This is a genomic window from Xanthobacter versatilis (assembly GCF_043193975.1).
Classification (GTDB): domain Bacteria; phylum Pseudomonadota; class Alphaproteobacteria; order Rhizobiales; family Xanthobacteraceae; genus Xanthobacter; species Xanthobacter autotrophicus_E.
On record NZ_JBAFVB010000001.1, the window covers coordinates 365,253 to 385,898 of the forward strand.

General features: G+C 68.7%; 19 protein-coding genes. 1 reads left to right on the top strand and 18 read right to left on the bottom strand.

Features of this window, described 5'->3' with window-relative positions; genetic code table 11:
- Positions 1-66 precede the first annotated feature (66 nt).
- The 16 genes from pgi to ypfJ form a co-directional block, all read right to left on the bottom strand.
- Positions 67-1,710 carry a glucose-6-phosphate isomerase gene (gene pgi / locus V5F66_RS01535; protein ID WP_394093059.1) on the bottom strand — a complete coding sequence of 548 codons (1,644 nt, stop codon included), beginning with the start codon at positions 1,708-1,710 and terminating at the stop codon, positions 67-69.
- A gap of 84 nt (positions 1,711-1,794) precedes the next feature.
- Positions 1,795-2,523 (bottom strand): 6-phosphogluconolactonase, encoded by a 729-nt coding sequence (gene pgl, locus V5F66_RS01540; protein ID WP_394093060.1) that lies wholly within the window; start codon positions 2,521-2,523, stop codon positions 1,795-1,797.
- 22 nt (positions 2,524-2,545) lie between these two features.
- A complete protein-coding gene (gene zwf / locus V5F66_RS01545) occupies positions 2,546-4,021 on the bottom strand; it encodes a glucose-6-phosphate dehydrogenase (RefSeq protein WP_012113272.1) in 1,476 nt (491 codons plus the stop codon).
- A gap of 412 nt (positions 4,022-4,433) precedes the next feature.
- Positions 4,434-4,664 carry a 30S ribosomal protein S21 gene (gene rpsU, locus V5F66_RS01550; protein ID WP_012113273.1) on the bottom strand — a complete coding sequence of 77 codons (231 nt, stop codon included), beginning with the start codon at positions 4,662-4,664 and terminating at the stop codon, positions 4,434-4,436.
- A gap of 238 nt (positions 4,665-4,902) precedes the next feature.
- Positions 4,903-5,169, bottom strand: a complete 267-nt coding sequence (locus tag V5F66_RS01555) for a hypothetical protein (RefSeq protein WP_012113274.1) — start codon at positions 5,167-5,169, stop codon at positions 4,903-4,905.
- A gap of 196 nt (positions 5,170-5,365) precedes the next feature.
- Positions 5,366-6,475 (bottom strand): 5-(carboxyamino)imidazole ribonucleotide synthase, encoded by a 1,110-nt coding sequence (locus V5F66_RS01560; RefSeq protein ID WP_394093061.1) that lies wholly within the window; start codon positions 6,473-6,475, stop codon positions 5,366-5,368.
- A gap of 3 nt (positions 6,476-6,478) precedes the next feature.
- Entirely contained in the window at positions 6,479-6,961 is a 483-nt protein-coding gene (gene purE, locus V5F66_RS01565; RefSeq protein WP_394093062.1) for a 5-(carboxyamino)imidazole ribonucleotide mutase, read from the bottom strand.
- A 103-nt stretch (positions 6,962-7,064) separates the two neighbouring features.
- Entirely contained in the window at positions 7,065-8,000 is a 936-nt protein-coding gene (locus tag V5F66_RS01570; RefSeq protein ID WP_394093063.1) for a lipid A biosynthesis lauroyl acyltransferase, read from the bottom strand.
- 24 nt (positions 8,001-8,024) lie between these two features.
- Complete coding sequence (locus tag V5F66_RS01575; protein ID WP_394093064.1) at positions 8,025-9,047, bottom strand: zinc-binding dehydrogenase; 1,023 nt, start codon at positions 9,045-9,047, stop codon at positions 8,025-8,027.
- A gap of 22 nt (positions 9,048-9,069) precedes the next feature.
- Positions 9,070-9,831 (bottom strand): SDR family NAD(P)-dependent oxidoreductase, encoded by a 762-nt coding sequence (locus V5F66_RS01580; protein ID WP_012113279.1) that lies wholly within the window; start codon positions 9,829-9,831, stop codon positions 9,070-9,072.
- A 13-nt stretch (positions 9,832-9,844) separates the two neighbouring features.
- Positions 9,845-11,128, bottom strand: a complete 1,284-nt coding sequence (locus V5F66_RS01585; protein ID WP_012113280.1) for a beta-ketoacyl-ACP synthase — start codon at positions 11,126-11,128, stop codon at positions 9,845-9,847.
- Between the two features lie 253 nt (positions 11,129-11,381).
- Positions 11,382-12,575: a beta-ketoacyl-ACP synthase gene (locus V5F66_RS01590; RefSeq protein ID WP_394050225.1), complete on the bottom strand. Its 1,194-nt coding sequence runs from the start codon at positions 12,573-12,575 to the stop codon at positions 11,382-11,384.
- Positions 12,568-13,041 (bottom strand): 3-hydroxyacyl-ACP dehydratase FabZ family protein, encoded by a 474-nt coding sequence (locus V5F66_RS01595; RefSeq protein WP_394093065.1) that lies wholly within the window; start codon positions 13,039-13,041, stop codon positions 12,568-12,570. The genes V5F66_RS01590 and V5F66_RS01595 overlap by 8 nt, the downstream gene beginning before the upstream one ends.
- A 9-nt stretch (positions 13,042-13,050) precedes the next feature.
- Complete coding sequence (locus tag V5F66_RS01600) at positions 13,051-13,332, bottom strand: acyl carrier protein (protein WP_012113283.1); 282 nt, start codon at positions 13,330-13,332, stop codon at positions 13,051-13,053.
- 347 nt (positions 13,333-13,679) lie between these two features.
- Positions 13,680-15,317, bottom strand: a complete 1,638-nt coding sequence (locus V5F66_RS01605; RefSeq protein ID WP_394093066.1) for an acyl-CoA dehydrogenase family protein — start codon at positions 15,315-15,317, stop codon at positions 13,680-13,682.
- 258 nt (positions 15,318-15,575) lie between these two features.
- Positions 15,576-16,478, bottom strand: coding sequence for a KPN_02809 family neutral zinc metallopeptidase (gene ypfJ / locus V5F66_RS01610; RefSeq protein WP_394006474.1), 903 nt, complete (start codon positions 16,476-16,478; stop codon positions 15,576-15,578).
- 207 nt (positions 16,479-16,685) lie between these two features.
- On the opposite strand from ypfJ, the gene V5F66_RS01615 reads away from it, so the two are divergent.
- Positions 16,686-17,435, top strand: a complete 750-nt coding sequence (locus tag V5F66_RS01615; RefSeq protein WP_394006476.1) for a ribonuclease HII — start codon at positions 16,686-16,688, stop codon at positions 17,433-17,435.
- A gap of 54 nt (positions 17,436-17,489) precedes the next feature.
- Here V5F66_RS01615 and cydB read toward each other — a convergent pair whose 3' ends face one another.
- Both cydB and V5F66_RS01625 read right to left on the bottom strand, forming a co-directional pair.
- Positions 17,490-18,494, bottom strand: a complete 1,005-nt coding sequence (gene cydB, locus V5F66_RS01620) for a cytochrome d ubiquinol oxidase subunit II (protein ID WP_012113287.1) — start codon at positions 18,492-18,494, stop codon at positions 17,490-17,492.
- Between the two features lie 40 nt (positions 18,495-18,534).
- Positions 18,535-19,929: a cytochrome ubiquinol oxidase subunit I gene (locus tag V5F66_RS01625; RefSeq protein ID WP_012113288.1), complete on the bottom strand. Its 1,395-nt coding sequence runs from the start codon at positions 19,927-19,929 to the stop codon at positions 18,535-18,537.
- Positions 19,930-20,646 lie beyond the last annotated feature (717 nt).

Consider the following 20,646-nt stretch of genomic DNA (forward strand, 5'->3'; position numbering starts at 1 on the left):
TGCATAGCAGCATCGCACATGCGAGGGTTGACGGGAAGAACGCGCTACCTTCCGATAGGGAAGGGCTCAGCCCCCAGCGACCGCGTCGAGATGGGCGATGAGGCCGGAGGTGGATGCCGATGCGCTCGGCGGCAGTGCACCGCCGGTGACGGCGGGCAGGAACTGGGTGGCGAGTTCCTTGCCCAGCTCCACGCCCCACTGGTCGAAGGCATTGATGCCCCACACCGCCGCTTCCACGAACACCCGGTGCTCGTAGAGCGCGATGATGCGCCCGAGGGTGAACGGGTCGAGGGTGGCATAGGCGATGGTCAGCGACGGGCGGTCGCCGGGGAAGACGCGATGGGGCGCGATCTCCGCCACCTTGTCCTCGCTCATGCCCTTGGCCCGGAGCTGGGCCGCCGCCTCCTCCAGCGTGCGCCCGCGCATGAGCGCCTCGGACTGGGCCAGGCAATTGGCCACCAGCAGGTTCTGGTGGTCCTTCAGCGCCGGCTCGTGGCTCTGCGCCCCCACCAGGAATTCCACCGGAACGATGTCCGTGCCCTGGTGCAGCAGCTGGAAGAAAGCGTGCTGCGCATTGGTGCCGGGCTCGCCCCACACGATGGGGCCGGTGGGGCGGGCGACGGCAGTTCCGTCCCGCGTCACGCTCTTGCCGTTGCTCTCCATGTCGAGCTGCTGGAGATAGGCCGGCAGCCGGGCGAGGCGCTGGTCGTAGGGGATGATGGCGCGGCTCGGGAAGCCGCAGGCATTGCGATGCCATAGGCCAATGAGTCCCAGCAGCACCGGCAGGTTCTGGTCGAGAGGGGCGGAGCGGAAGTGCTCGTCCATGGCCGCCGCGCCGGCGAGGAATTCCCGGAACCGGTCCGGGCCGATGGCGAGCATCAGCGGCAGGCCGATGGCCGACCACACCGAATAGCGCCCGCCCACCCAGTCCCAGAAGCCGAAGATGCGATCGGCCGGGATGCCGAAGGCCCCCACCTTGTCGAGCGCCGTGGAGACGGCGGCGAAATGGGCGCCCACCGCATCCTCGCCCAGCGCGTTCACGATGAAGGCGCGGGCGGTGGCGGCGTTGGTCATGGTCTCCACCGTGGTGAAGGTCTTGGAGGCCACGATGAACAAAGTGGTGGCGGGGTCGAGCACCTTCAGCACATCGGTGATGTGGGCGCTGTCCACGTTGGAGACGAAATGGCAGCGCGGCCCGTCGTGATAGGGCGCGAGCGCCAGCGTCACCATGGCCGGGCCGAGGTCCGAGCCGCCGATGCCGATGTTCACCACGTCGGTGATGACGCCGCCCCGCGCCCCGGCGATGCGGCCCTCGCGCACGCCGGTGGCGAAATCGCCGAGGCGCGCGAGCGTCTCCACCACGCCGGGCTTCACGTCGATGCCGTCCACCTGGATGGTGTCGCTTGCCTGGTCGCGCAAGGCGGTGTGCAGCACCGCGCGATCCTCGGTGAGGTTGATGTGGTCGCCGGCGAACATGGCGTCGCGCTGGGCCTCCACCCCGCCGGCGCGGGCAAGCTCAAGGAGCTGGGTGAGGATGTCGTCGGTAATGGCGGTCTTGGAGAAATCGATGAGCAGGTCGCCATAGGCCACCGAAAAGCGCTCGAACCGGTCCGGTTGCGCGAACAGGTCGAGGATGCGTCCCTCGCGGGTGGTCCAGGCGGTGGCGAGGGCCTTGAAGGCGGCGTCGGTCGCGTGGGCGTTAGACGTCATGGGCGCGAAATCTCCATCAGGCCCTGCTTGGGCAATGTGGGAACCCGGGTCGCGGGAAGGAAAGGGGAGGCAGTCAAAACGGCTTCAGGGACACCAGAGCACGTCCAGCGGCCTTGGGGCGTTGGCGAGCACGGCGCGGATCGGCAGGTCCGCCCCATTGCCACCGGCCGCGGCCCGCTCCAGCACCGCGCGCTTGGTCGCGCCCTCGATGTGCAGGAGCAGCAGGTCGGCTGAGATGAGGGGCGGCAGGGTGAAAGTGATGCGCGGCTCGCCGGCCGCCTCCGCGCGCACGGCGATGAGACGCGCCGTGCCGGCCGGATCGATGGCGGCGGCGAGCGCCTGCGCGCCGGGGAAGAAGGAGGCGGTGTGTCCGTCATCCCCCATGCCCAGCACCACGGCGGCGAACGGGGCGCGCAGGGCGGCGACGGCGGCCTCGGCCTCCGCGAGTCCCTCTTCCGGCGTTGGCGCGCCGGTGAAGAGCGGTAAGAAGCGGGCGGCGGCGGCAGGTCCCTTGAGCAGGTGGCGCCGCACCAGGGCGGCGTTGGAGCGATCCGATGTTTCCGGCACCCAGCGCTCATCCACCAGGGTCACGGTGATGCGGCTCCAGTCGAGCGGCGCGCCGGACAGGGTCTCGAAGAAGCGCGTCGGCGTGCGGCCGCCGGAGACGGCAAGGCTCGCCGATCCGTCGCTGGCGACGCGGGCGCGCAACGCCTCCGCCACGTGCGCCGCCAGGGCGCGGGCAAGGGCAGCGGGGTCGTCATAGGCGGCAAGGGCGAAGGGGAGGGCGGGTGTCGGGTGGGAGGATGTCGTCATGGGTTTCTCGGAAAAGGCGGCCTCAGGCATCGTCGGTCCAGGTCCGTCCGTCCCGCTCGATGAGGGCGATGGCGGCGGAGGGCCCCCAGGTGCCGGCGGTGTAGGGCTTGGGCAGCTCGCGGGAGGTTCGCCAGGCGTCGAGGATGGGATCGATCCAGTTCCAGGCCGCCTCCACCTCGTCGCGGCGCATGAACAGGGTCTGGTTGCCGCGCACCACATCCATGATGAGCCGCTCGTAGGCGTCGGCGTTGCGCACGCCGAACACGCTGGCGAAGCTCATGTCGAGGGGCACGTGCTGGAGCCGCATGCCGCCGGGGCCGGGGTCCTTGATCATGAGCCAGAGCTTCACGCCCTCGTCGGGCTGGAGCCGCATGACGAGGCGGTTGGCCACGATGGGACCCGCCTGCGCGTCGAACACCGAATGGGGAATGGGCCGGAACGCGACCACGATCTCCGACACCCGCGATGCCAGCCTCTTGCCGGTGCGCAGGTAGAAAGGCACGCCGGACCAGCGCCAGTTGCCGATTTCCGCCTTCAGGGCCACGAAGGTCTCGGTCTCGGAGGTGGAGGAGCCCAGCTCCTCCAGATAGCCCGGCACCGCCCCGCCCGACGAAGCGCCGGCGCGATACTGGCCGCGCACGGTGAGCTGGGCGGCATTGGCCTCGGTGATGGGGGTGAGGGCTTTGAGAACCTTCAGCTTCTCGTCCCGCACCGCATCCGCGTCCAGCGATACGGGCGGCTCCATGGCCACCAGGCAGAGCAGCTGGAGAATATGGTTCTGCACCATGTCGCGCAGGGCGCCGGCGGTGTCGTAGTAACCGGCGCGGCCCGCGGTGCCGATGCTCTCGGCCACCGTGATCTGCACATGATCGATATGGGCATTGTTCCACACCGGCTCGAACAGGGCGTTGGCGAACCTGAGCGCCATCAGGTTCTGCACTGTTTCCTTGCCGAGATAATGATCGATGCGGAACACCGCTTCCTCGCGGAAGACCTTGCCGACGGCGGCATTGACCTTCAGCGCCGAGGCGAGGTCCTTGCCCACCGGCTTTTCCACCACCACGCGGGTCTTGTCGGTGACGATGCCGTGTTCCCCGATGCGGGCGCAGATGGGATCGAACAGGTCCGGCCCCACGGCGAGATAGAGCACCCGGACATGGTCGCGTCCCTCGTCCAGCAGGCGGGCAAGATCCGCCCAGCCGGCGTCGGACTGGGCGTCAACCGCCACATAGTCAAGCCGGTCGAGGAAATGGGCGAGGCGGGCGGGGCGGGCATCCTCGATGCCGTCGGACATCTCCACCGCGTCCCGGGCGAAATCCTGGAATGCCGCCCGCTCCATGGGGCGCCGGGAGACGCCGATGATGCGGGCCTCGTCGGGCATCTGGCCGGCGAGATCACGCTCGAACAGGGCCGGCAGCAACTTGCGCCGCGCGAGATCGCCGGTGGCGCCGAACACGATGATGTCGAAGGGTTCGACCGCGACCACACGCGCAACCATGAGCCTCTCCCCTGACCGCGGCGCCTGCCGCACCCGGAGCGCGCCCGGGGCCGCCGCATCCGCGTCCGCCGCTGGCACTCTAGATCACGTTCCGATCGGATTGCACCGCTAACTGGTCGCTGAACCACGCGCCCTGTGCGCACGGGTCCGCGGGCACGGCGCATCTCTGCGGCAGCATGAGCGATGTTGATGAAAACGGGATGGCACGGGACAGAAGGGGCCGGGAGCGGCGCTCCTCTGCGCGATTGCGCGAGCGCCTCACCAAACCGCCCGCCCATGGATCAGCGGGGTGGCCGAGGCCGTGCGGTATCAGACAAGCGGGATCCGCGCATGCAGGCACGCGCGGTTGAAATGGCTGAAAGCTGGGAGCTGCTGCGCCGCGCCGGTTCAGGACCGCGCAGCGCCGGCCGGATCAGCGGGTCGGGCGCGGCTTGGAGGGGATGAGACCCTCGCGCTGGGCGCGCTTGCGAGCGAGCTTGCGGGCGCGACGGATGGCCTCGGCCTCTTCGCGGGCGCGCTTCTCGGAGGGCTTCTCGTAATGGCCACGCAGCTTCATCTCGCGGAAGATCCCCTCGCGCTGCATCTTCTTCTTGAGCGCCTTGAGGGCCTGATCAACATTGTTGTCGCGGACGAGAACTTGCACGTGTTTACCTCTTCGAGCTGTTGCGCCGAGCCCAGCAAGCCGTGATCTGGCCAACTTTGATCTGAACACCCGGACCGGGGAAGCGCGAGCCTTTCGCTCGACTTCAGCTCATCCGGAAGGCTGCTCTCTTATCAGAAGCCCTGTGCCTTGTCCACATCCCCGACGCACCGGAAAAGCAAGGCGGGCCTTGTGCCGGCTCATCTTCCCGCCGGCCGATCCACGAGGTCGGCCGCGGCGGTCACCGCGTGGCGGCGGCGAAGGCGGAATCGGTGGAGGGTTCCAGCACGGGCAGGGCGATGGCCCGCCCCGCCTGCTTCTGCGCCTCGCGGCACAGGGCGTCCAGCTCCGTCCGGATCTCGGAATCGGCAAAGCAGTTCGCCGCCTCCCGGATGCCCTGCATGAAGCGCAGCTCAATCTGGATCAGACGCCAGCTGCCATAGCGGCCCGTGCGGGCCATGTGCCGCGCAAGCTCGCGCAGCCAATCCTTGAAGCGATCCTGGGCCAACGGAATTCCCCGAGCCAATATGGTATCATAGTATTGATACTGGGTTGCGCACATATGACTCAGGGCGAGGTCGGCGTCGCCATGGCGATTCGCCTCAGGTCGCGGAAGGTCAAGCTTCAAGCGGTATTTTGGTCAGGCTCGATGGCAGGGCTGTGACAGCTCTGGGACAGTCCTGCCGAGGGGCGGGAACAGTGTTCTAGCACCCGTCCTCGGGAATGTTGGTGCAGGCTTCCGGATCGCGGCGCACCCGCACCACGTGGCCCATCTTGCGGCCGGCGCGGGCCTCGTCCTTGCCGTAGAGATGGACGTGGGCGCCGGGCTCGGCGAGCAGCGCATGCCAGTCATGCACGTCGGCGCCGATGAGGTTGGTCATCTCAACCCGGCCGATGCGCGCCACCTCGCCCAGCGGCCAGCCGGCGATGGCGCGCACATGCTGCTCGAACTGGGAGGTCACGGCGCCGTCCTGGGTCCAGTGCCCGCTGTTGTGCACGCGCGGGGCGATCTCGTTGACGATCACCCGTTCATCCGCGCCGCATCCCACCACGAACAATTCCACCGCGAACACGCCCTCATAGTCGAGGGCATCGCCGATGGCGCGGGCGATGGACCGGGCCTGCCGCGCCGTGCCGGCCGACAGGGTGGCGGGCACGGTGGAGGTGTGCAGGATGTGCTCGCGATGCACGTTCTCGGTCACGTCGAAGGCCTGGAAGGCGCCATCGGCCCGCCGCGCCGCCACCACCGAGACCTCGCGCTCGAAGGCGACGAAGCCCTCCAGGATCGCGCTCTGCCGGCCCAGGGCGTGCCAGGCGGCGGTGAGGTCTTCCTCCGGGCGGATGATGACCTGGCCCTTGCCGTCATAGCCGAAGCGCCGGGTCTTCAGCACCGCCGGCAGGCCAAGCGCCGCCACGCCCGCCTCAAGGCCGGCGAGGTCGTCCACGGCGGCGAACGGCGCGGTCTCGATGCCGAGGTCGCGCACGAAGCTCTTTTCCGCCAGCCGGTCCTGGGTGATGGCGAGGGCCTTCGCGCCCGGCCTCAGGGGCACCCGGGCGGCGAGGAACTCGGCGGTGGCCAGCGGCACGTTCTCGAATTCGTAGGTCACCGCGTCCACGCCGGCCGCGAAGCGCTCCAGCGCCGCGAAGTCGTCGTAGGGCGCGCAGATGTGGTGTTCGCTCACATGGAAGGCGGGGCTGTCCTTGTCGGGGCACAGGATATGGGTCTTCAGGCCCAGCTCCGCCGCAGCGAGCGCGATCATGCGGCCGAGCTGGCCGCCGCCGAGGATGCCGATGACGCTTCCGGGTTTCAGCATGGCTCAGGCCGGCCGTTCCGCCACCGCCGCGGTGCGGGATGCCCGCCAGGCTTCGAGGCGCTGCGACAGGACCGGGTCCGAGAGCGCCAGCACGGAAGCCGCCAGCAGCGCCGCGTTGGTCGCCCCGGCGACGCCGATGGCCAGCGTCCCCACCGGAACGCCGGCCGGCATCTGGACGATGGAATAGAGGCTGTCGAGGCCGGACAGGGCCTTCGACTGCACCGGCACGCCGAACACGGGCAGGGTGGTGAGCGCCGCCACCATGCCCGGCAGGTGGGCCGCCCCGCCGGCGCCGGCGATGATCACCTTGAAGCCGTCCGCCTTCGCGCTGCGGGCGAAGGCGTACATGCGCTCGGGCGTGCGATGGGCGGAGACGATGCGGCTGTCATGCGGGATCTTCAGCGCTTCCAGCGTCTCGGACGCGTGGCGCATGGTCTCCCAATCGGACTGGCTGCCCATGATGACGGCAACGTCAGCCGTGCTCATCCCTCAAGACCCCTTAAAACGGAAAGCGCGGCTTTATAGGATCGCCGCAGCGGGGGCAAGGGTTGCGGCCAACTCTCCTGTCCGCATCCGGGCGCGGGTGGCCTCAGCGCCAGCGGCGGTGGAGCCACAGCCACTGGTCGGGATATTCGCGCACCCAGCCCTCGATCACGCCGGTGACGGTCTGCATGGCCCCCACCACGTCGATCTTGCCCTCGGTGTCGCGGGGCAGGGCGATCTCTTCCGTGATCTCCACGCGGAAGCGCGCGCCGGGCAGGCGGATGACGCGCATGCCGTGGACCGGGCAATCGAACTGCCGGGCGAGGCGCGCGAGCGTCGGGTTGGTGGCGCAGGGCCGGCCGAAGAAGGTCACCTCGGGGCCGCCGGTCCAGTACTGGTCGATCAGCATGCCCAGATGCTGCCCCTCGGCCAGCATGCGCGCCATCTGGCGGCCGGCGTCGCGGCCGGCGCGGATGAGGCCCGGCATGGTGCCGGAGCGCATCTCCTCGATCAAAGCGGCGGCGCGCCTGTTGTTGGGCGCGCGATAGAGCACGCCGCCCGGCACGTCGAACTTGGCGCCGGCGATGGCGCACATTTCCCAATTGCCGGTATGGGCGGTGAAGAACAGGGCAGGGCGCCCGTCATCGCGCAGGCGCTGGAAGATCTCGGCGCCCACCACTTCCACGCGGCCTTCACCGGGCCGAGCGGGGTCGTAGTCCCACAGGCGGTCCTGCTGGGCAAATTCCGCGGTGAGCCGGCCCATGTTGGCCCACACGCCGCGCACGAGGTCGCTGATCTCGCCCTTGCTCTTTTCGGGATAGGCGGCGGTGAGGTTGCGCCGCGCCACCTTGCTCACCGCGAAGAAGGGGCCGAACGTGCGCGCCCAGAAGGCCATGCCCCCGGCCGACAGCCAGAGCGGCCACAGGCGCAGCCACCAGATGGAGCCGCGCACATAGCCGCCCACCAGCACTTCCACTACCGGCTGCAGCGCAAGACGCAGCCGGAGGAGCAGGCGGCGGACGGTGTGGGACAAGCGGGTCACGGCCGAGCGCGCCGCGTCGAGCCCTTAGAACTTCACCACGATTTTGCCGAAGACCTTGCGGCTCTCGAGCCGCTCCAGGCCCTCGTTGAAGTTTTCCAGCGGCACCACAGTATCGATCACCGGCTTGATGCCACGGCCCATCTTCTCAAGGCCCTCCGACACATTGCGGATGGTCGCGCCGAACGAGCCGAAGATCTTGTACTGGCGCTGGAACAGCTGCATCAGGTTCATCTGCACGCTCACGCCGGAGGTGGAGCCGCAGGTGACGAGGCGCGCGCCGGGCTTCATGGACAGCAGCGAGGCATTCCAGGTGTCGGCGCCCACATGCTCGAACACCACGTCCACGCCCACCTTCTTGGTGATCTTGCGGACCTCGTGCTCGAACCGGTCCTTGCGATAATTGATGACGTGGTCGGCGCCCAGCGCCTTCGCCTTCTCCAGCTTCTCGTCGTCGCCGACCGTGGTGATGACGATGGCGCCCACGTCCTTGGCGAGCCGGATGGCGGCGGAGCCGATGCCCGATCCGCCGGCATGGACCAGAACGGTCTCGCCCTTTTCCAGCTGCGCATTGTCGAACAGCATGTGCTCGACGGTTGAGAAGGTGATGCCGGCGCAGGCCGCATCCTCGAAGGAGACGCCCTCGGGCGCCGGGATAACGAGGCGCTCGGGCATGTTGATCACGTCGCGGGCGAAGCCGTCGATGTGGAAGCCCAGCACGCCGCCCACGTTCTGGCAGAGATTATCCCGCCCCTTAAGGCAGTTGACGCAGTGGCCACAAGTCATGGCGCCGTACATGGCCACCGTCTGCCCCACCTTCAGGCCGCGCACGTCCGCGCCCAGCGCCACGATCTCGCCGGCGGCCTCCGCGCCCACCACGAGGGGCATCTTGCGCTTGGCGAAGGCCATGCCGCGCCAGCCCCACACGTCGATATGGTTGAGCGCCAGCGCCTTGACGCGGATCTGCACCTCGCCGGCGCCGGGGGCGTCGGGTTCGGGCAGGTCGACGAGTTCGAGGCTGCGGTCGGAGACGAGCTGGAGGCCACGCATTCTTTTTTTCTCGGAAGTTGGGTCAGCGGTGGGCGGCGAGCGAGGCGGAAAGCCCGCCATCCACCGGCAATATGGCGCCGGTCATATAGCCCGCGCCGGGGGAGAAGAGAAAGGCCACCACCTGGGCCACGTCATCGGGCGTCGCGAAGCGGCCGGCGGGGATCTGCGCCTCCATCTTCGCGCGATAGTCGGCGAATTTTTCCAGCATGGCGGTATCGATGAAGCCGGGGGCCACATAGTTCACCGTCACGCCGCGCCGGGCGGTCTCGATGGCAAGGCCGCGCACATGGGCGAGCAGGGCGGCCTTGGACGCCGCGTAGGCCGCATTGCCCTGGTTGGCCTGGAGCGCCGCCACCGAGCCGATGGCGACGATGCGCCCGGCCTTCGCCCGCGTCATGGGCCGCACCACCGCGCGGGCAAGGCGCACGAAGGCGAAATGGTTCACCTGCATCACCGTCTCGGCCTTGTCCTGGTCGATCATGGCGGCGAGGGTGTCGTAGGAGGCGCCCGCATTGTGGCACAGGCCGTAGAGCGTATCCCCCGCCTCCAGCTCCTCGGCGAAGGCCTCCACCGCGGCGCGGTCGGCCAGGTCCAGCGCGCGGGCAGACAAGACAGCGTCCGGGTGCGCGGCGTGGATCTCGTCCATCAGCGCCTGCGCTTCCGCCACGGCCGAACGGTAGGTGAAGGTCACGGGATAGCCCGCCGCCGCCAGGGCGCGCACGATGGCGGCGCCAAGGCCACGCCCGCCGCCGGTGACGAGGATGGGCTTGGCGGAGGGGCTCATCGCGCCGTCCCCCTCACGCCGGCTCCCCCGCCAGCACGAGGCAGACATTCTGCCCGCCGAAGCCGAAGGAGTTGGAGATCACCCGCCGCACCTTCGCGTCGCGCGCCACGTTGGGCACCACGTCGAGGGGAATGGCCGGGTCGGGGATATTGTAGTTGATGGTCGGCGGGATGCGGCCGTTGGCGATGGTGAGCAGCGACACCGCCGCCTCGATGGCACCGGCCGCCGTCAGGGTGTGGCCGATCATGGACTTGTTGGACGAGATCGGGGTCTGCGCCAGCTTCTCGTCGCCGAACACCGCCTTCATGCCCACATATTCCATGCGGTCGTTTTCCGGCGTCGAGGTGCCGTGGGCATTGATGTAGTCCACGTCGTCCGGGGTCACACCCGCGTCGGCGAAGGCATTGGTCATGCAGCCGATGATGGGGCGGCCGTCGGGGCTGGAGCGGGTGCGGTGGAAGTTGTCCGCCATCTCGCCGCAGCCTTCCAGCACGCCGAGGATCTTCGCCCCGCGCGCGACCGCGTGCTCATAGCTCTCCAGCACCAGGGCGGCGGCACCCTCGGCCATGACGAAGCCGTCGCGATTCTTGGCGAAGGGGCGGGCGGCGCCCTCCGGATTGTCGTTGGCGGTGGTCAGCGCCGACAGCAGCGAGAAGCGGATCAGCGCTTCCGGGTGCACCGAGCCATCGGTGCCGAGGGAGAGCGCCACATCGGTCTCGCCGCGGCGGATGGCCTCGACGCCGAGCTGGATGGCGGTCGCTCCCGAGGCGCAGGCGGTGGACAGCGAGATGGGCTGGCCGCGGGTGCCGAAGCGGTCGGCGAGCCGATCCGCCACCGAGCCGAACAGGAAGCGCTCGTGCCAGGGACGGAACTTGCCGGAGGCCGCTGCGCCGAGCAGGTCATGATAGACGATGGGGTAGTGACCCACCGCATCGGCCAGCTGCCGCCGCTCGGGCCATTCCAGCTCCACGGGGGGCACTGCCGCGAACAGCGGGCCGGGAAAATCCCCGTCCGAGCCAATGGCGGCTTCGGCGATGGCCTCTTCCGCCGCCAGCGTCGCCAGCTTCTCGGACAGGTTCGGGGCGGCGACGCGGCCGTCGAACAGGAAGTCCACCGTGCCGGCGATGGTGGTGCGCATGCCCTCGATGGGGAAGCGCGTGATGGTGTGGATGCCCGATTCGCCAGCGGTGAGGCGGCGCCAGTTGTCTTCCTTGCCCTGGCCCAGGGAGGTGACGATGCCGATGCCTGTCACCACCACGATGGGGCGGCCGAACTTGTCCAGATGCGCCTGCGTCATGTTCGCGGCTCCTTTACGTGAAGCGCGCCCGCCCCAGGCGCCGTCCATGGTGTCCCCCGGCCTCGCGCAAACTGCGGCTGCGCGAACGTCCGTGCCGGCGGGTCCGGAAAATAAGCCGAAGGCGGCGCAAAGAACAATGCGGCGGCGCCTTGTCCCGTCCTGTCGTCGCCTGGGAACGCCGGGACGATGGCGAAAGGACAGCCGGTCGAGCGCGTCGCAAAACCCATGGAGCAACAGGCGCCCCGGTCGAGCCTCACGCCTTCTCCACCAGGCCCGCGCCTTCGCCGCGCCAGTGTCCGACCTGGGTCACCACGATGCGCTCGGCGGCGTCGCCCGCCTGCTCCAGCGGATCGCCGGCGGACGGCGGGAACAGGGCGCCCTTCGACACCGCGAGGGCGGCCAGCGCCAGGCCGGCGATGAACTGCGCCTCGAAGCCGTGGCCCAGACGGTTCGCCACCGCCCGCACCGGCAGGCCGGAGGCGGCCAGGGCCGCACGTTCGGCCTCGGTGGCGTCATGGGCCCCCGTGGCGCCGGAAATGACAGCGGTTCCGGCCGGTGTTCCGGCGGTGGACAGAAGCGCGGCCACCTTTTCGGCGACTGCGCCTTCCACCGCGCGCTTCGCCCGCTCCGACCACACGCCGGACAGCTTGGCAATGGGCTTGGCCCCGCGCACCGTGGCGTGCTCCGGCGATTCGAGCACCAGGAATGCGCCCATGGAGCCGGAGGCGATGCCCGGCGCGGCGAACACCGGCTTCAGCTCGCCCTTCAGGCAGAAATCGTCGAGGTCGTTGAGGAGCAGGGTGTCCTCGCGCTCGGCATTGTAGGCGCCGCCCACGAGGGCGATCTCGCTTTGGCCGGCGGCAATGCGCGAATAGGCGACGCGCGTCGCGTCCACCCCGGCGCTCTCCTCACCCATGAAGGTGCGCGAGGAGCCGGTGACGCCGTGCACGATGGAAATGTTGCCCGCCAGAAGGTTGGAGAGCTGGGCCAGCGACAGGGTGGGCCGCAGGTCCGACAGCAGGCGCTCGTTGAGCAGCCGTCCGGCGTCGTTGGAGGTGGCAAGATCGTTGAGGATGGCGGCGTCCACGGCGAAATCGCGCTCGCCGCCGCCCGCCGCCACGATCATGTCGGTCTTGGACAGGATCTCGGTATTCTTGGCGATCCCCGCCGAGTCGAGCGCAAGGCCGGCCGCATAGGTGCCGATGCGCTGCCAGGGCTCCATCTGCCGCTGGTCGCCCTTCTTGGGGATCTGGGTGTCGAAGTTCACCTTGACCAGCGGGTGGACCACGTAGGGCGCGTAGGTGGTGGCGTCGGTCACCGGCGCGGCGCCAGACGCGAGCGCTTCCCAATGGGCGTCCAGCCCCTCCCCGAGGGAGGAGACGAGGCCGATGCCGGTGATCCACACGTCGCGGTGGATCCGGCGCCGGCCAGCGTTCACGTCAGGCATCGGCAAAGTCCGCAAGGGGGAAGGAGACGTGCTCGGCCACCTTCATCACCACGGGCTTCATCTTGCCTTCCGGCCAGGGGAGCACGCGGAAGGTGAGCTCGGCGGAGCAGATGGGCTTGCCTTCAAGCGTGGCCTGGGTCTTCGCCACGACGAAGCCCGAGCCATCGTGGAGGATTTCGGAATAAAGATCCAGATTCTGCCCCGGCAGCACGAAGGTGCGCAGCTTCGCCTCCTTGACGGTGGCGAGGAAGGGCATCTTGTTGAAGCGGTTGCGGGCGAGCACCAGCCAGCCGGTGGTCTGGGCCATGGCCTCGATGAGCAGCACGCCGGGCATGATGGGATAGCCGGGAAAGTGCCCCTCGAAGATGGAGCTCTCTTCCGGCACCAGTCCCTGGCAGTGGATCTTCTGAAGCGACGGGTCGATGGACACGACCCGGTCGATCATCTTGAAGACTTCAGGACGCATCTAGGCGCCTCACGCGGCCTTCGCAGCGACCAACTCGTCGATGCGGGCGCAAAGGTTCTTGAGCACGAAATACTGCTCGGTGGTGGCCTTGCCGTCGTTGACTTCCTGGGTCCACTGCTCGAGCGGCAGCTTGATGCCGAACGCCTTGTCGATGGCGAACGCGATATCCAGGAAGTCGAGGCTGTCGATGCCCAGATCGTCGATGGCGTGGCTGTCCGGCGTGATGGTGTCCCGCGGAATATCGCAGGTTTCCGCGATGATGTTGGCCACCGTGTCGAACGTCGAAGACATGGACTGACGCCTCTCGTGTGCTCGGCCGCTCTGCTCGCCGCCGGCCCGCGCATCCTGCCCTTGGGCATCATGCAAGGTCTGCGTTCAGGGCCGAGGGCTGGCCGCATGGCCCCTTCGGAAATGAGTTGTCGGCCCCTATAGCGAAGGCTGCAAGAGGTTTCAATGGCCGACGCCGAACAGCCCGCGCGAAGGGGTTCCCCGCGGCGGCGCTGTGCGATCGGCCGTCCTTCGCATGCTTGGCCGCAGGAGGCAAGAGCGAGCGGAAAGAGCACATGGCAAGAGCGCGCGACAACAGCCCGGGGCAGCAGCGCCCGGCAGCAGCGCGCCACAGGAGAGGCCCAGCCCCCTCACGCGCCAAGCGTCCGTTCGAGCATGAGGTCGCGCACGGCATCGATGGCGTTGGCGCCGTAGATGCCCCGTGCCGTGGCAAGGCGCGTGGCGGCAAAGGCTTCCGTCACCGCGGTCGGTGCCGATTCGGCGAGAGCGGCTGCCGCAGCCAGCAGGGCCAGAGCCTCGGCGGCGCGCCGTGCGTGGGCCTCGCGGTCGCCGGACTGAAGGCACCGGGATACGGTTTCCGCCGTGCTGGCGGCGCCGGGCAGGCCGCGCGTGCGCTCCTTGAGGTTGGCGAGAATCGCCTGCACCAGATCCGGCTCACGGAAGGCGACGCGGGCGAGGTCCAGCGCCATCACATTGCCCGAGCCTTCCCAGATGGCGTTGACCGGCGCCTCGCGATAGAGGCGCGGCAGGGCGCAGTCCTCCACGTAGCCGTTACCGCCCAGCACCTCCATGGTCTCGGCGATGAAGGCCGGCGCCGCCTTGCACACGGCGAATTTCGCCACCGGCGTCAGCACCCGGGCATGGGCGGCCTCGGTGCCGGAGCCGTTCGCTTCGTCGAAGCTCAGGGCGAGTCGGAAGGCGAGGGCGGCGAAGGCTTCCTGGTCGAGCGCGAGGTCGGCCAGCACCATGGCCATGGCCGGCTGGTCCACAAGCTTCTTCTGGAACGCGGTACGATGGCGGGCATGGTGCAGCGCCCGCGCCAACGCCGCGCGCATCAGGCCGGCGGAGGAGACGGCGCAGTCCAGCCGCGTCATCTGCACCATGCCGATGATGGTGGGTATGCCGCGCCCCTCCTCGCCCACCCGCCAGGCGAAGGCGCGCTCGAACTCCACTTCGCAGGAGGCGTTGGAGCGGTTGCCGAGCTTGCGCTTGAGCCGGGTGAGGCGGACCCCGTTGACGCTGCCGTCTGGCCGGAAGCGGGGCATCAGGAAGGCGGTGAGGCCGCCGGGCGCCTGCGCCAGCACCAGGAAGGCGTCGCTCATGGGGGCCGAGAGGAACCACTTGGCGCCGGTGATCTCGTATTCGCTACCGCCGATGGGCACGGCCTGGGTGGTGTTGGAGCGTACGTCCGTGCCGCCCTGCCGCTCCGTCATGCTCATGCCGATGGTGACGGAGGCCTTCTCCCAGAACGGCACGAAGCGGCCGTCATAGTTGCGGGCGCGGATGCGGGGCAGGAAATCGCGCAGCAGCTCCGGTGCCGCGGCAAGGCTTGCGGGGGCGGCGTGGGTCATGGTGAGCGGGCAGACGTGGCCCGCCTCCACCTGGCTCACCACATAGAGCCGGGTCGCGCGCTGGGCATTGCCGCGCCGCGCCTCGGCCGGTCGCGCCGGGCCATCCCAGCTGGAACAGTGGAGCCCCGCATCCATGCTTTGCGCCATCAAGGCGTGATAGGCGGGGTGGAATTCCACCACGTCGCAACGCCGGCCCTGGGGGTCGTGACTGTGCAACTCCGGCGGGTTCTCATTGGCCAGGCGGCCGAGGGCAAGCTGGTCCGAGCCGCCCCATTGGCCGCCGAAGGCAAAGGCGCCGCCGTTCATGCCGGCCCGCTCGGACGCGGCGGCGAGGGCGGGGTCTCCGGCGGCGAGATTGATGTCGCCGTAGGGCGGCGGCTGGTTCGAGACCTCGTCCGCGAGGTGCGTGAAGTCCATGGCGTTTCCTCGCCGGGGCCCGGCTCCTCGTCTCGGGAGCGGTGCGCCGGAACCGGCCGGCCCGCAGGTGCATGCCCACGGGTCCGACACAGGCAAATTGGTGCGGGTTTTATCGATTTAATGCAAGAGGGTTGCAACCGGGCGCCCGCTCAATGAGGGGATGCTCTCGGTGCCCTGAGAGTGACGCAAGCCGCTCCCGTCGCACGAATGCGACGGCAACTGGGAAGGATATGCCGGCTGGTCCTGACGCAGGCCGGTTCAGATCGCCCCTGAGAAGGTATTGCATTGCTGCATGGAGCCGCCCTTCAGCCCGCGCGTGAACCAGTTCACCCGCTGCTGCGAGGTGCCGTGGGTGAAGCTGTCGGGCACCGCATAACCTTGCGACTGCTTCTGTAGCCGGTCGTCGCCGATGGCTGTGGCGGCGTTCAGCGCCTCCTCCACATCGCCGGGCTCCAGAATGCGGAAGCGGGCATTGGCGTGGTAGGCCCACACCCCGGCGAGGCAATCGGCCATCAGCTCCACGCGGACGGACAGGTTGTTCGCCTCCGCCCGCGATGAGGCGCGCGCCTGCGCCTGCTGCACCTTGGGCAGGATGCCGATGAGGTTTTCCACATGGTGGCCCACCTCGTGGGCGATGACATAGGCGGCGGCGAAGTCGCCCGGCGCCTTGAAGCGGGTCTTCATCTCCTGGAAGAAGGAGAGGTCCAGATAGACCTTCTGGTCGAGCGGACAATAGAACGGCCCCATGGCCGACTGGGCGCCGCCGCAGGCCGAGCGCGTGGCGCCGGAGAACAGCACCAGCTTGGGATCCTGATAGGTCTTGCCATCGGCGCGGAACAGCTCGGTCCACACATCCTCGGTCTGGGCCAGCACGGCGGCGGCGAATCGGCCGAGCTCATCCTTGGGTGCGCCCTGGGGCGCGGTGCGCGGCGCGGCCTGCTGCTGCGGGGCGCTGCCGCTGCCCATGCCGTTGATGGCTTCCAGCCCGCCGATGAGCAGGGCCGGATTGATGCCCAGCGCCCAGCCGACGATGCCCACGATGATGATGGTGCCGATGCCGAGGCCGCCCCGGCCGCCCGGCATCTGGAAGCCGCCACCGCCACCGCCGTCGCCCCGCCGGTCTTCCACATTATCGCTGGAGCGGAAATCGTCCCAACGCATCGCGCGCCTCCCGCACAGGCTTTCCGGCCTTGACCAGATCGCGTCCGGGCTCCCGAGGGTCGCCTTGAACGCCGTCTCGAACATGGGCTTACATCGTGACAGGAGCAATGCCCAGCCCGTCGCCGGGTTCCATGGTATCAAGACGCCAGGGCCGCGCATCGACCGAAGGTGGCCCGGTTCACCCTCAGATCAGGGTTTGTCTTCTCCATGGCGCCGCGTCCGAAAGCCCCTCCTCAGCCCGCTGAGCCCGATCCCGCGCTGCCAAGGCCACGCGGCCGGCCGCCGAAGGCGGGGGCGGTCACGACAGGCTGGGTGGGCCTCGACTTCACACGTGAGCGCGCGCTCTACGCCGACGGGCGCGCCCCCGTCGCCGGTGCCGACGAGGTGGGTCGGGGCCCGCTTGCAGGCCCGGTGGTGGCGGCGGCCGTGGTGCTGGATCCGGCGCGGGTGCCGCAGGGGCTCGATGATTCGAAGAAGCTGACGCGGGCAAAACGCGAGTCGCTTTATCTGGAGATCTGCGCCACCGCCGAAGTCGCCATTGCCCTCGCCCCGCCGGAGCGCATCGACCGGGACAACATCCGCCAGGCGACGCTCTGGGCGCTCGCGAACGCGGTGCGGGGCCTGCCGTGCCGGCCGGCGTTCCTTCTCGTGGACGGAAATGATCCGCCGCGGGTCGACTGCGAGGTGGAGGCCATCGTGGGGGGTGACGGGCTCGTCGCTTCCATCGCGGCGGCGTCCATCGTGGCCAAGGTGGTGCGCGACCGGTTGATGGCGGGTGTCGGCGCCGCCTTTCCCGCCTACGGGTTCGAGCGCCACATGGGCTATGGCACCCGGGAGCATGGCGCGGCGCTGAAGGCCCACGGGCCATGCCTGCACCACCGTCGGTCGTTCGCGCCGGTGCGTGAGCAGCAGCTTGGCCTGTTTCCAGCCCCCGGGGAGCTGGAGGAGGCGGACTGAGGGGTGCGCGTCCCTCAGTGCAGATCCTTCAGTGCAGTCCTCAGGACAAGCCGGTCAGTGGTAGCCCTCGCCCTCGCGGACCTTGCCGCGGAAGATCCAGTAGACGAACACGATGTAGCCCAGCACCACCGGCAGCAGGAAGATGACGCCGAACAGCATCAGGATCTGGCTCGGCGCGGCGGCGGCGGTCTGCCACACGGTGAGGCTCGGCGGCACCAGATAGGGGAAGGTGGAGATGGCAAGGCCCAGGAAGCCGAGCACGAACAGCCCCACGGTGCCGAAGAATGGCAGCATTTCCCGCCCGGATTTCAGCCAGTGCAGCACCGCCAGGGCGACCAGCACGGTGATGACGGGCACCGGTGCGAGGAAGAAGATGTTGGGCCGCGAGAACCAGCGGGTGGCGATGCGGTCGAACGCGATGGGGGTCCACAGGCTGACCACCGCCATCATGGCCATCACCGCCAAAAGCAGGGGAATGGCGTGGGCGCGGGCGCGCTCGGCCACTACGCCATCGGTCTTGATGAGCAGCCAGGTGGAGCCCAGCAGCGCATAGCCCAGCACCACGCCGATGCCGCACAGGGCGGCAAACGGCGTCGCCCAATCCAGCGGGCCGCCGGCAAAGGCGCCGTTCTTCACGGTGATGCCCTGCACCAGCCCGCCCAGGACCACCCCCTGGGCGAAGGCCGCCACCAGCGATCCGCCGGCGAAGGCGGCATTCCACCAGCGCCGGCTGGTCAAGGCGACCCATCGAAACTCGAAGGCGACGCCGCGGAACACCAAAGCGAGCAGCATGATGATGACGGGCAGGTAGAGCGCCGGCATCACCACCGCATAGGCCTTGGGGAAGGCGACCCACAGGCCGCCGCCGCCGAGGATGAGCCAGGTCTCGTTGCCGTCCCAGAACGGCGCCACCGTGTTCATCATGGTGTCGCGCTCGCGCTCTTCCTTGGCGAACGGAAACAGGATGCCGATGCCCAGGTCGAAGCCGTCGAGCACCACGTACATGATGACCGCGACACCGATGATGCCGCCCCATATGACGGGGAGATACCATTCCATGGCTTGTATCCTCTCACGCGTCGGTTGACGGGACGATGTTTCAGGTGCCGGGAGTCATCTGGCCTTCGCCGTGGGCGGCGGCCATGGGGCTGGTGGGCCGCTCGGTGCTCGGCGGCTCGATCATCGTGCCACCGGGACCGCGCACGATGAGGCGGTTCATGAAATAGAGGCCGGTGGCGAAGATGATGCCGTAGACGATGAGGAACAGCACCAGTGTCAGCGCCACGGTCCAGCCCGCGAGGGGCGACATGGCGTCCTCGGTGCGCAGCAGGCCGTCCACCACCCAGGGCTGGCGGCCCTGCTCGGTGACGATCCAGCCCGACAGGATAGCGATGAAGCCCAGAGGCCAAGCCCAGGAACACAGGCGCAGATACCAGCGGGTGATTGTCTCCTCATCCCGGTAGATCAGCCACGCGCCGATCCAGCCGAGGAGGATCATCACCACGCCCACGCCCACCATGGCGCGGAAACCGAAGAACGGGCCGAGCACCGGCGGCCGGTCCTGCGGGGCGAAGTCCTTCAGTCCCGGGAACAGGCCGTCCAGGCTGTGGGTGATCATCAGCGAGGCGCCGCGCGGGATGGAGATCTCAAAGAGGTTCTTCTCCGCCTTCTCGTCGGGCCAGGCGAACAGCACCAGGGGCGCCGGCTCCTTGCTGTCCCAATGGGCCTCGACGGCGGCGATCTTGGCCGGCTGGTAGTGGGCGGTGTTGAGGCCGTGGCTGTCGCCCACGAACGCCTGGATGGGGCCGACGATGGCGAGCATGCCGATGCCCATCACCATCATCACCCGCGATTCCTCAGGGAACTTGCCGGCCAGCAGGTAGCGCGCGCCCACCGACAGAACCACCAGCGAGGTGGTGAGATAGGCCGCCAGCAGCATGTGGGGCAGGCGCCAGTGGAAGCTCGGGTTGAAGATGATCTTCAGCCAGTCCAGCGGGTAGGCGACGCCGTCGCGCAGCTCGAAGCCGGCGGGGGTCTGCATCCAGCTGTTGGCGGAAAGGATCCAGAAAGCCGACATGAAGGTGCCGAACGCGACCACGCAGCACGACAGCACATGCAGCCACGGCGGCACCCGGTTCCAGCCGAACAGCATGATGCCGAGGAAGGTCGCCTCCAGGAAGAAGGCGGTCAGCACCTCGAAGCCGATGAGCGGCGCCACCACCGAGCCCACGAACTCGGCATAGCGGCTCCAGTTGGTGCCGAACTGGTAGGACAGCACGATGCCGGACACCACGCCCATGGCGAAGGACACGGCGAAGATCTTGGTCCAGAACCGTGCAAGGCGATGGTACACGTCGCGGCCGGTCTTCAGCCAGATCAGTTCCAGCGTCGCGATGAAGGCGGAAAGCCCGATGGTGAAGGCCGGGAAGATGACGTGGAAGGAGACCGTGAAGGCGAACTGAATACGCGCGAGGGTCACCGGATCGAAATCCATCGGGTCCGCTCCTTGTCGTCCGCTCAGGAGGCCGCCGGGCGATCCGCCGGCATGCTCCAGGGGGGCACCCCGGCCATGGGCTGGATCCGATCCGGACAGCGCTCAGGCCGGCCTTTTGTCGCCCCGCGGCCAGTTACACAGGCCGAGAGAACCATTTCCCAGAAAACAACGGGACAATAGCGGCGTACCGGGACCGCGTCGATACGCCAAGTGGGTATGTACACCGTCAGGTTGGTGCCGCGTTGCCGCAGGGGCGCAGGATTGCGAGCGCGCGCAACGATGTCTTCAGCTGCCCTTGCGGCGGCTCGCGCAGGCGTGTTGCCGCGTTGCAAAAAGGCCTTGACCTCGCCGTTTCGCGGCGCGATAGGCGGGCGCGACGGCCCCGTGCCGGTCAATCGAAAGTCGTTCCTCTGATGGACAGTTCCAGTCGATCTAGCTCGAGCCTGCTCGCAGCGGCACGGACCTGACCTTTCGCGTCCGGTTCGTCCTCCCGCCGCCGCAGGCTCCGGGATGAAAGGTGAACCCATGCGGACGCTTCCTTTCCGCACACAGCCTTTGCACAAGCCCCTGTTCCGCAGGCATCGCACCTGCCGGACCAGCGCATCGGGGCAGGACCGAAGTCGGCGCTGACGCCGCCGCGTGCGGCGCCTTGTGGCTGCGCACGTGGCCGTGCAAGTGGCCGTGATCGAATGCGCCGTCCCGCCGCGACCACCTCTC

What these genes read in the sequence shown, in the direction of transcription:
- V5F66_RS01625 (WP_012113288.1), bottom strand. Translation starts at nt 19,929, where the DNA reads ATGGATTTCGATCCGGTGACCCTCGCGCGTATTCAGTTCGCCTTCACG.
- pgl (WP_394093060.1), bottom strand. Translation starts at nt 2,523, where the DNA reads ATGACGACATCCTCCCACCCGACACCCGCCCTCCCCTTCGCCCTTGCC.
- V5F66_RS01580 (WP_012113279.1), bottom strand. Translation starts at nt 9,831, where the DNA reads ATGAGCCCCTCCGCCAAGCCCATCCTCGTCACCGGCGGCGGGCGTGGC.
- pgi (WP_394093059.1), bottom strand. Translation starts at nt 1,710, where the DNA reads ATGACGTCTAACGCCCACGCGACCGACGCCGCCTTCAAGGCCCTCGCC.
- V5F66_RS01600 (WP_012113283.1), bottom strand. Translation starts at nt 13,332, where the DNA reads ATGTCTTCGACGTTCGACACGGTGGCCAACATCATCGCGGAAACCTGC.
- cydB (WP_012113287.1), bottom strand. Translation starts at nt 18,494, where the DNA reads ATGGAATGGTATCTCCCCGTCATATGGGGCGGCATCATCGGTGTCGCG.
- zwf (WP_012113272.1), bottom strand. Translation starts at nt 4,021, where the DNA reads ATGGTTGCGCGTGTGGTCGCGGTCGAACCCTTCGACATCATCGTGTTC.
- V5F66_RS01605 (WP_394093066.1), bottom strand. Translation starts at nt 15,317, where the DNA reads ATGGACTTCACGCACCTCGCGGACGAGGTCTCGAACCAGCCGCCGCCC.
- V5F66_RS01585 (WP_012113280.1), bottom strand. Translation starts at nt 11,128, where the DNA reads ATGACGCAGGCGCATCTGGACAAGTTCGGCCGCCCCATCGTGGTGGTG.
- V5F66_RS01595 (WP_394093065.1), bottom strand. Translation starts at nt 13,041, where the DNA reads ATGCGTCCTGAAGTCTTCAAGATGATCGACCGGGTCGTGTCCATCGAC.
- V5F66_RS01575 (WP_394093064.1), bottom strand. Translation starts at nt 9,047, where the DNA reads ATGCGTGGCCTCCAGCTCGTCTCCGACCGCAGCCTCGAACTCGTCGAC.
- V5F66_RS01590 (WP_394050225.1), bottom strand. Translation starts at nt 12,575, where the DNA reads ATGCCTGACGTGAACGCTGGCCGGCGCCGGATCCACCGCGACGTGTGG.
- V5F66_RS01560 (WP_394093061.1), bottom strand. Translation starts at nt 6,475, where the DNA reads ATGCTGAAACCCGGAAGCGTCATCGGCATCCTCGGCGGCGGCCAGCTC.
- ypfJ (WP_394006474.1), bottom strand. Translation starts at nt 16,478, where the DNA reads ATGCGTTGGGACGATTTCCGCTCCAGCGATAATGTGGAAGACCGGCGG.
- purE (WP_394093062.1), bottom strand. Translation starts at nt 6,961, where the DNA reads ATGAGCACGGCTGACGTTGCCGTCATCATGGGCAGCCAGTCCGATTGG.
- V5F66_RS01615 (WP_394006476.1), top strand. Translation starts at nt 16,686, where the DNA reads ATGGCGCCGCGTCCGAAAGCCCCTCCTCAGCCCGCTGAGCCCGATCCC.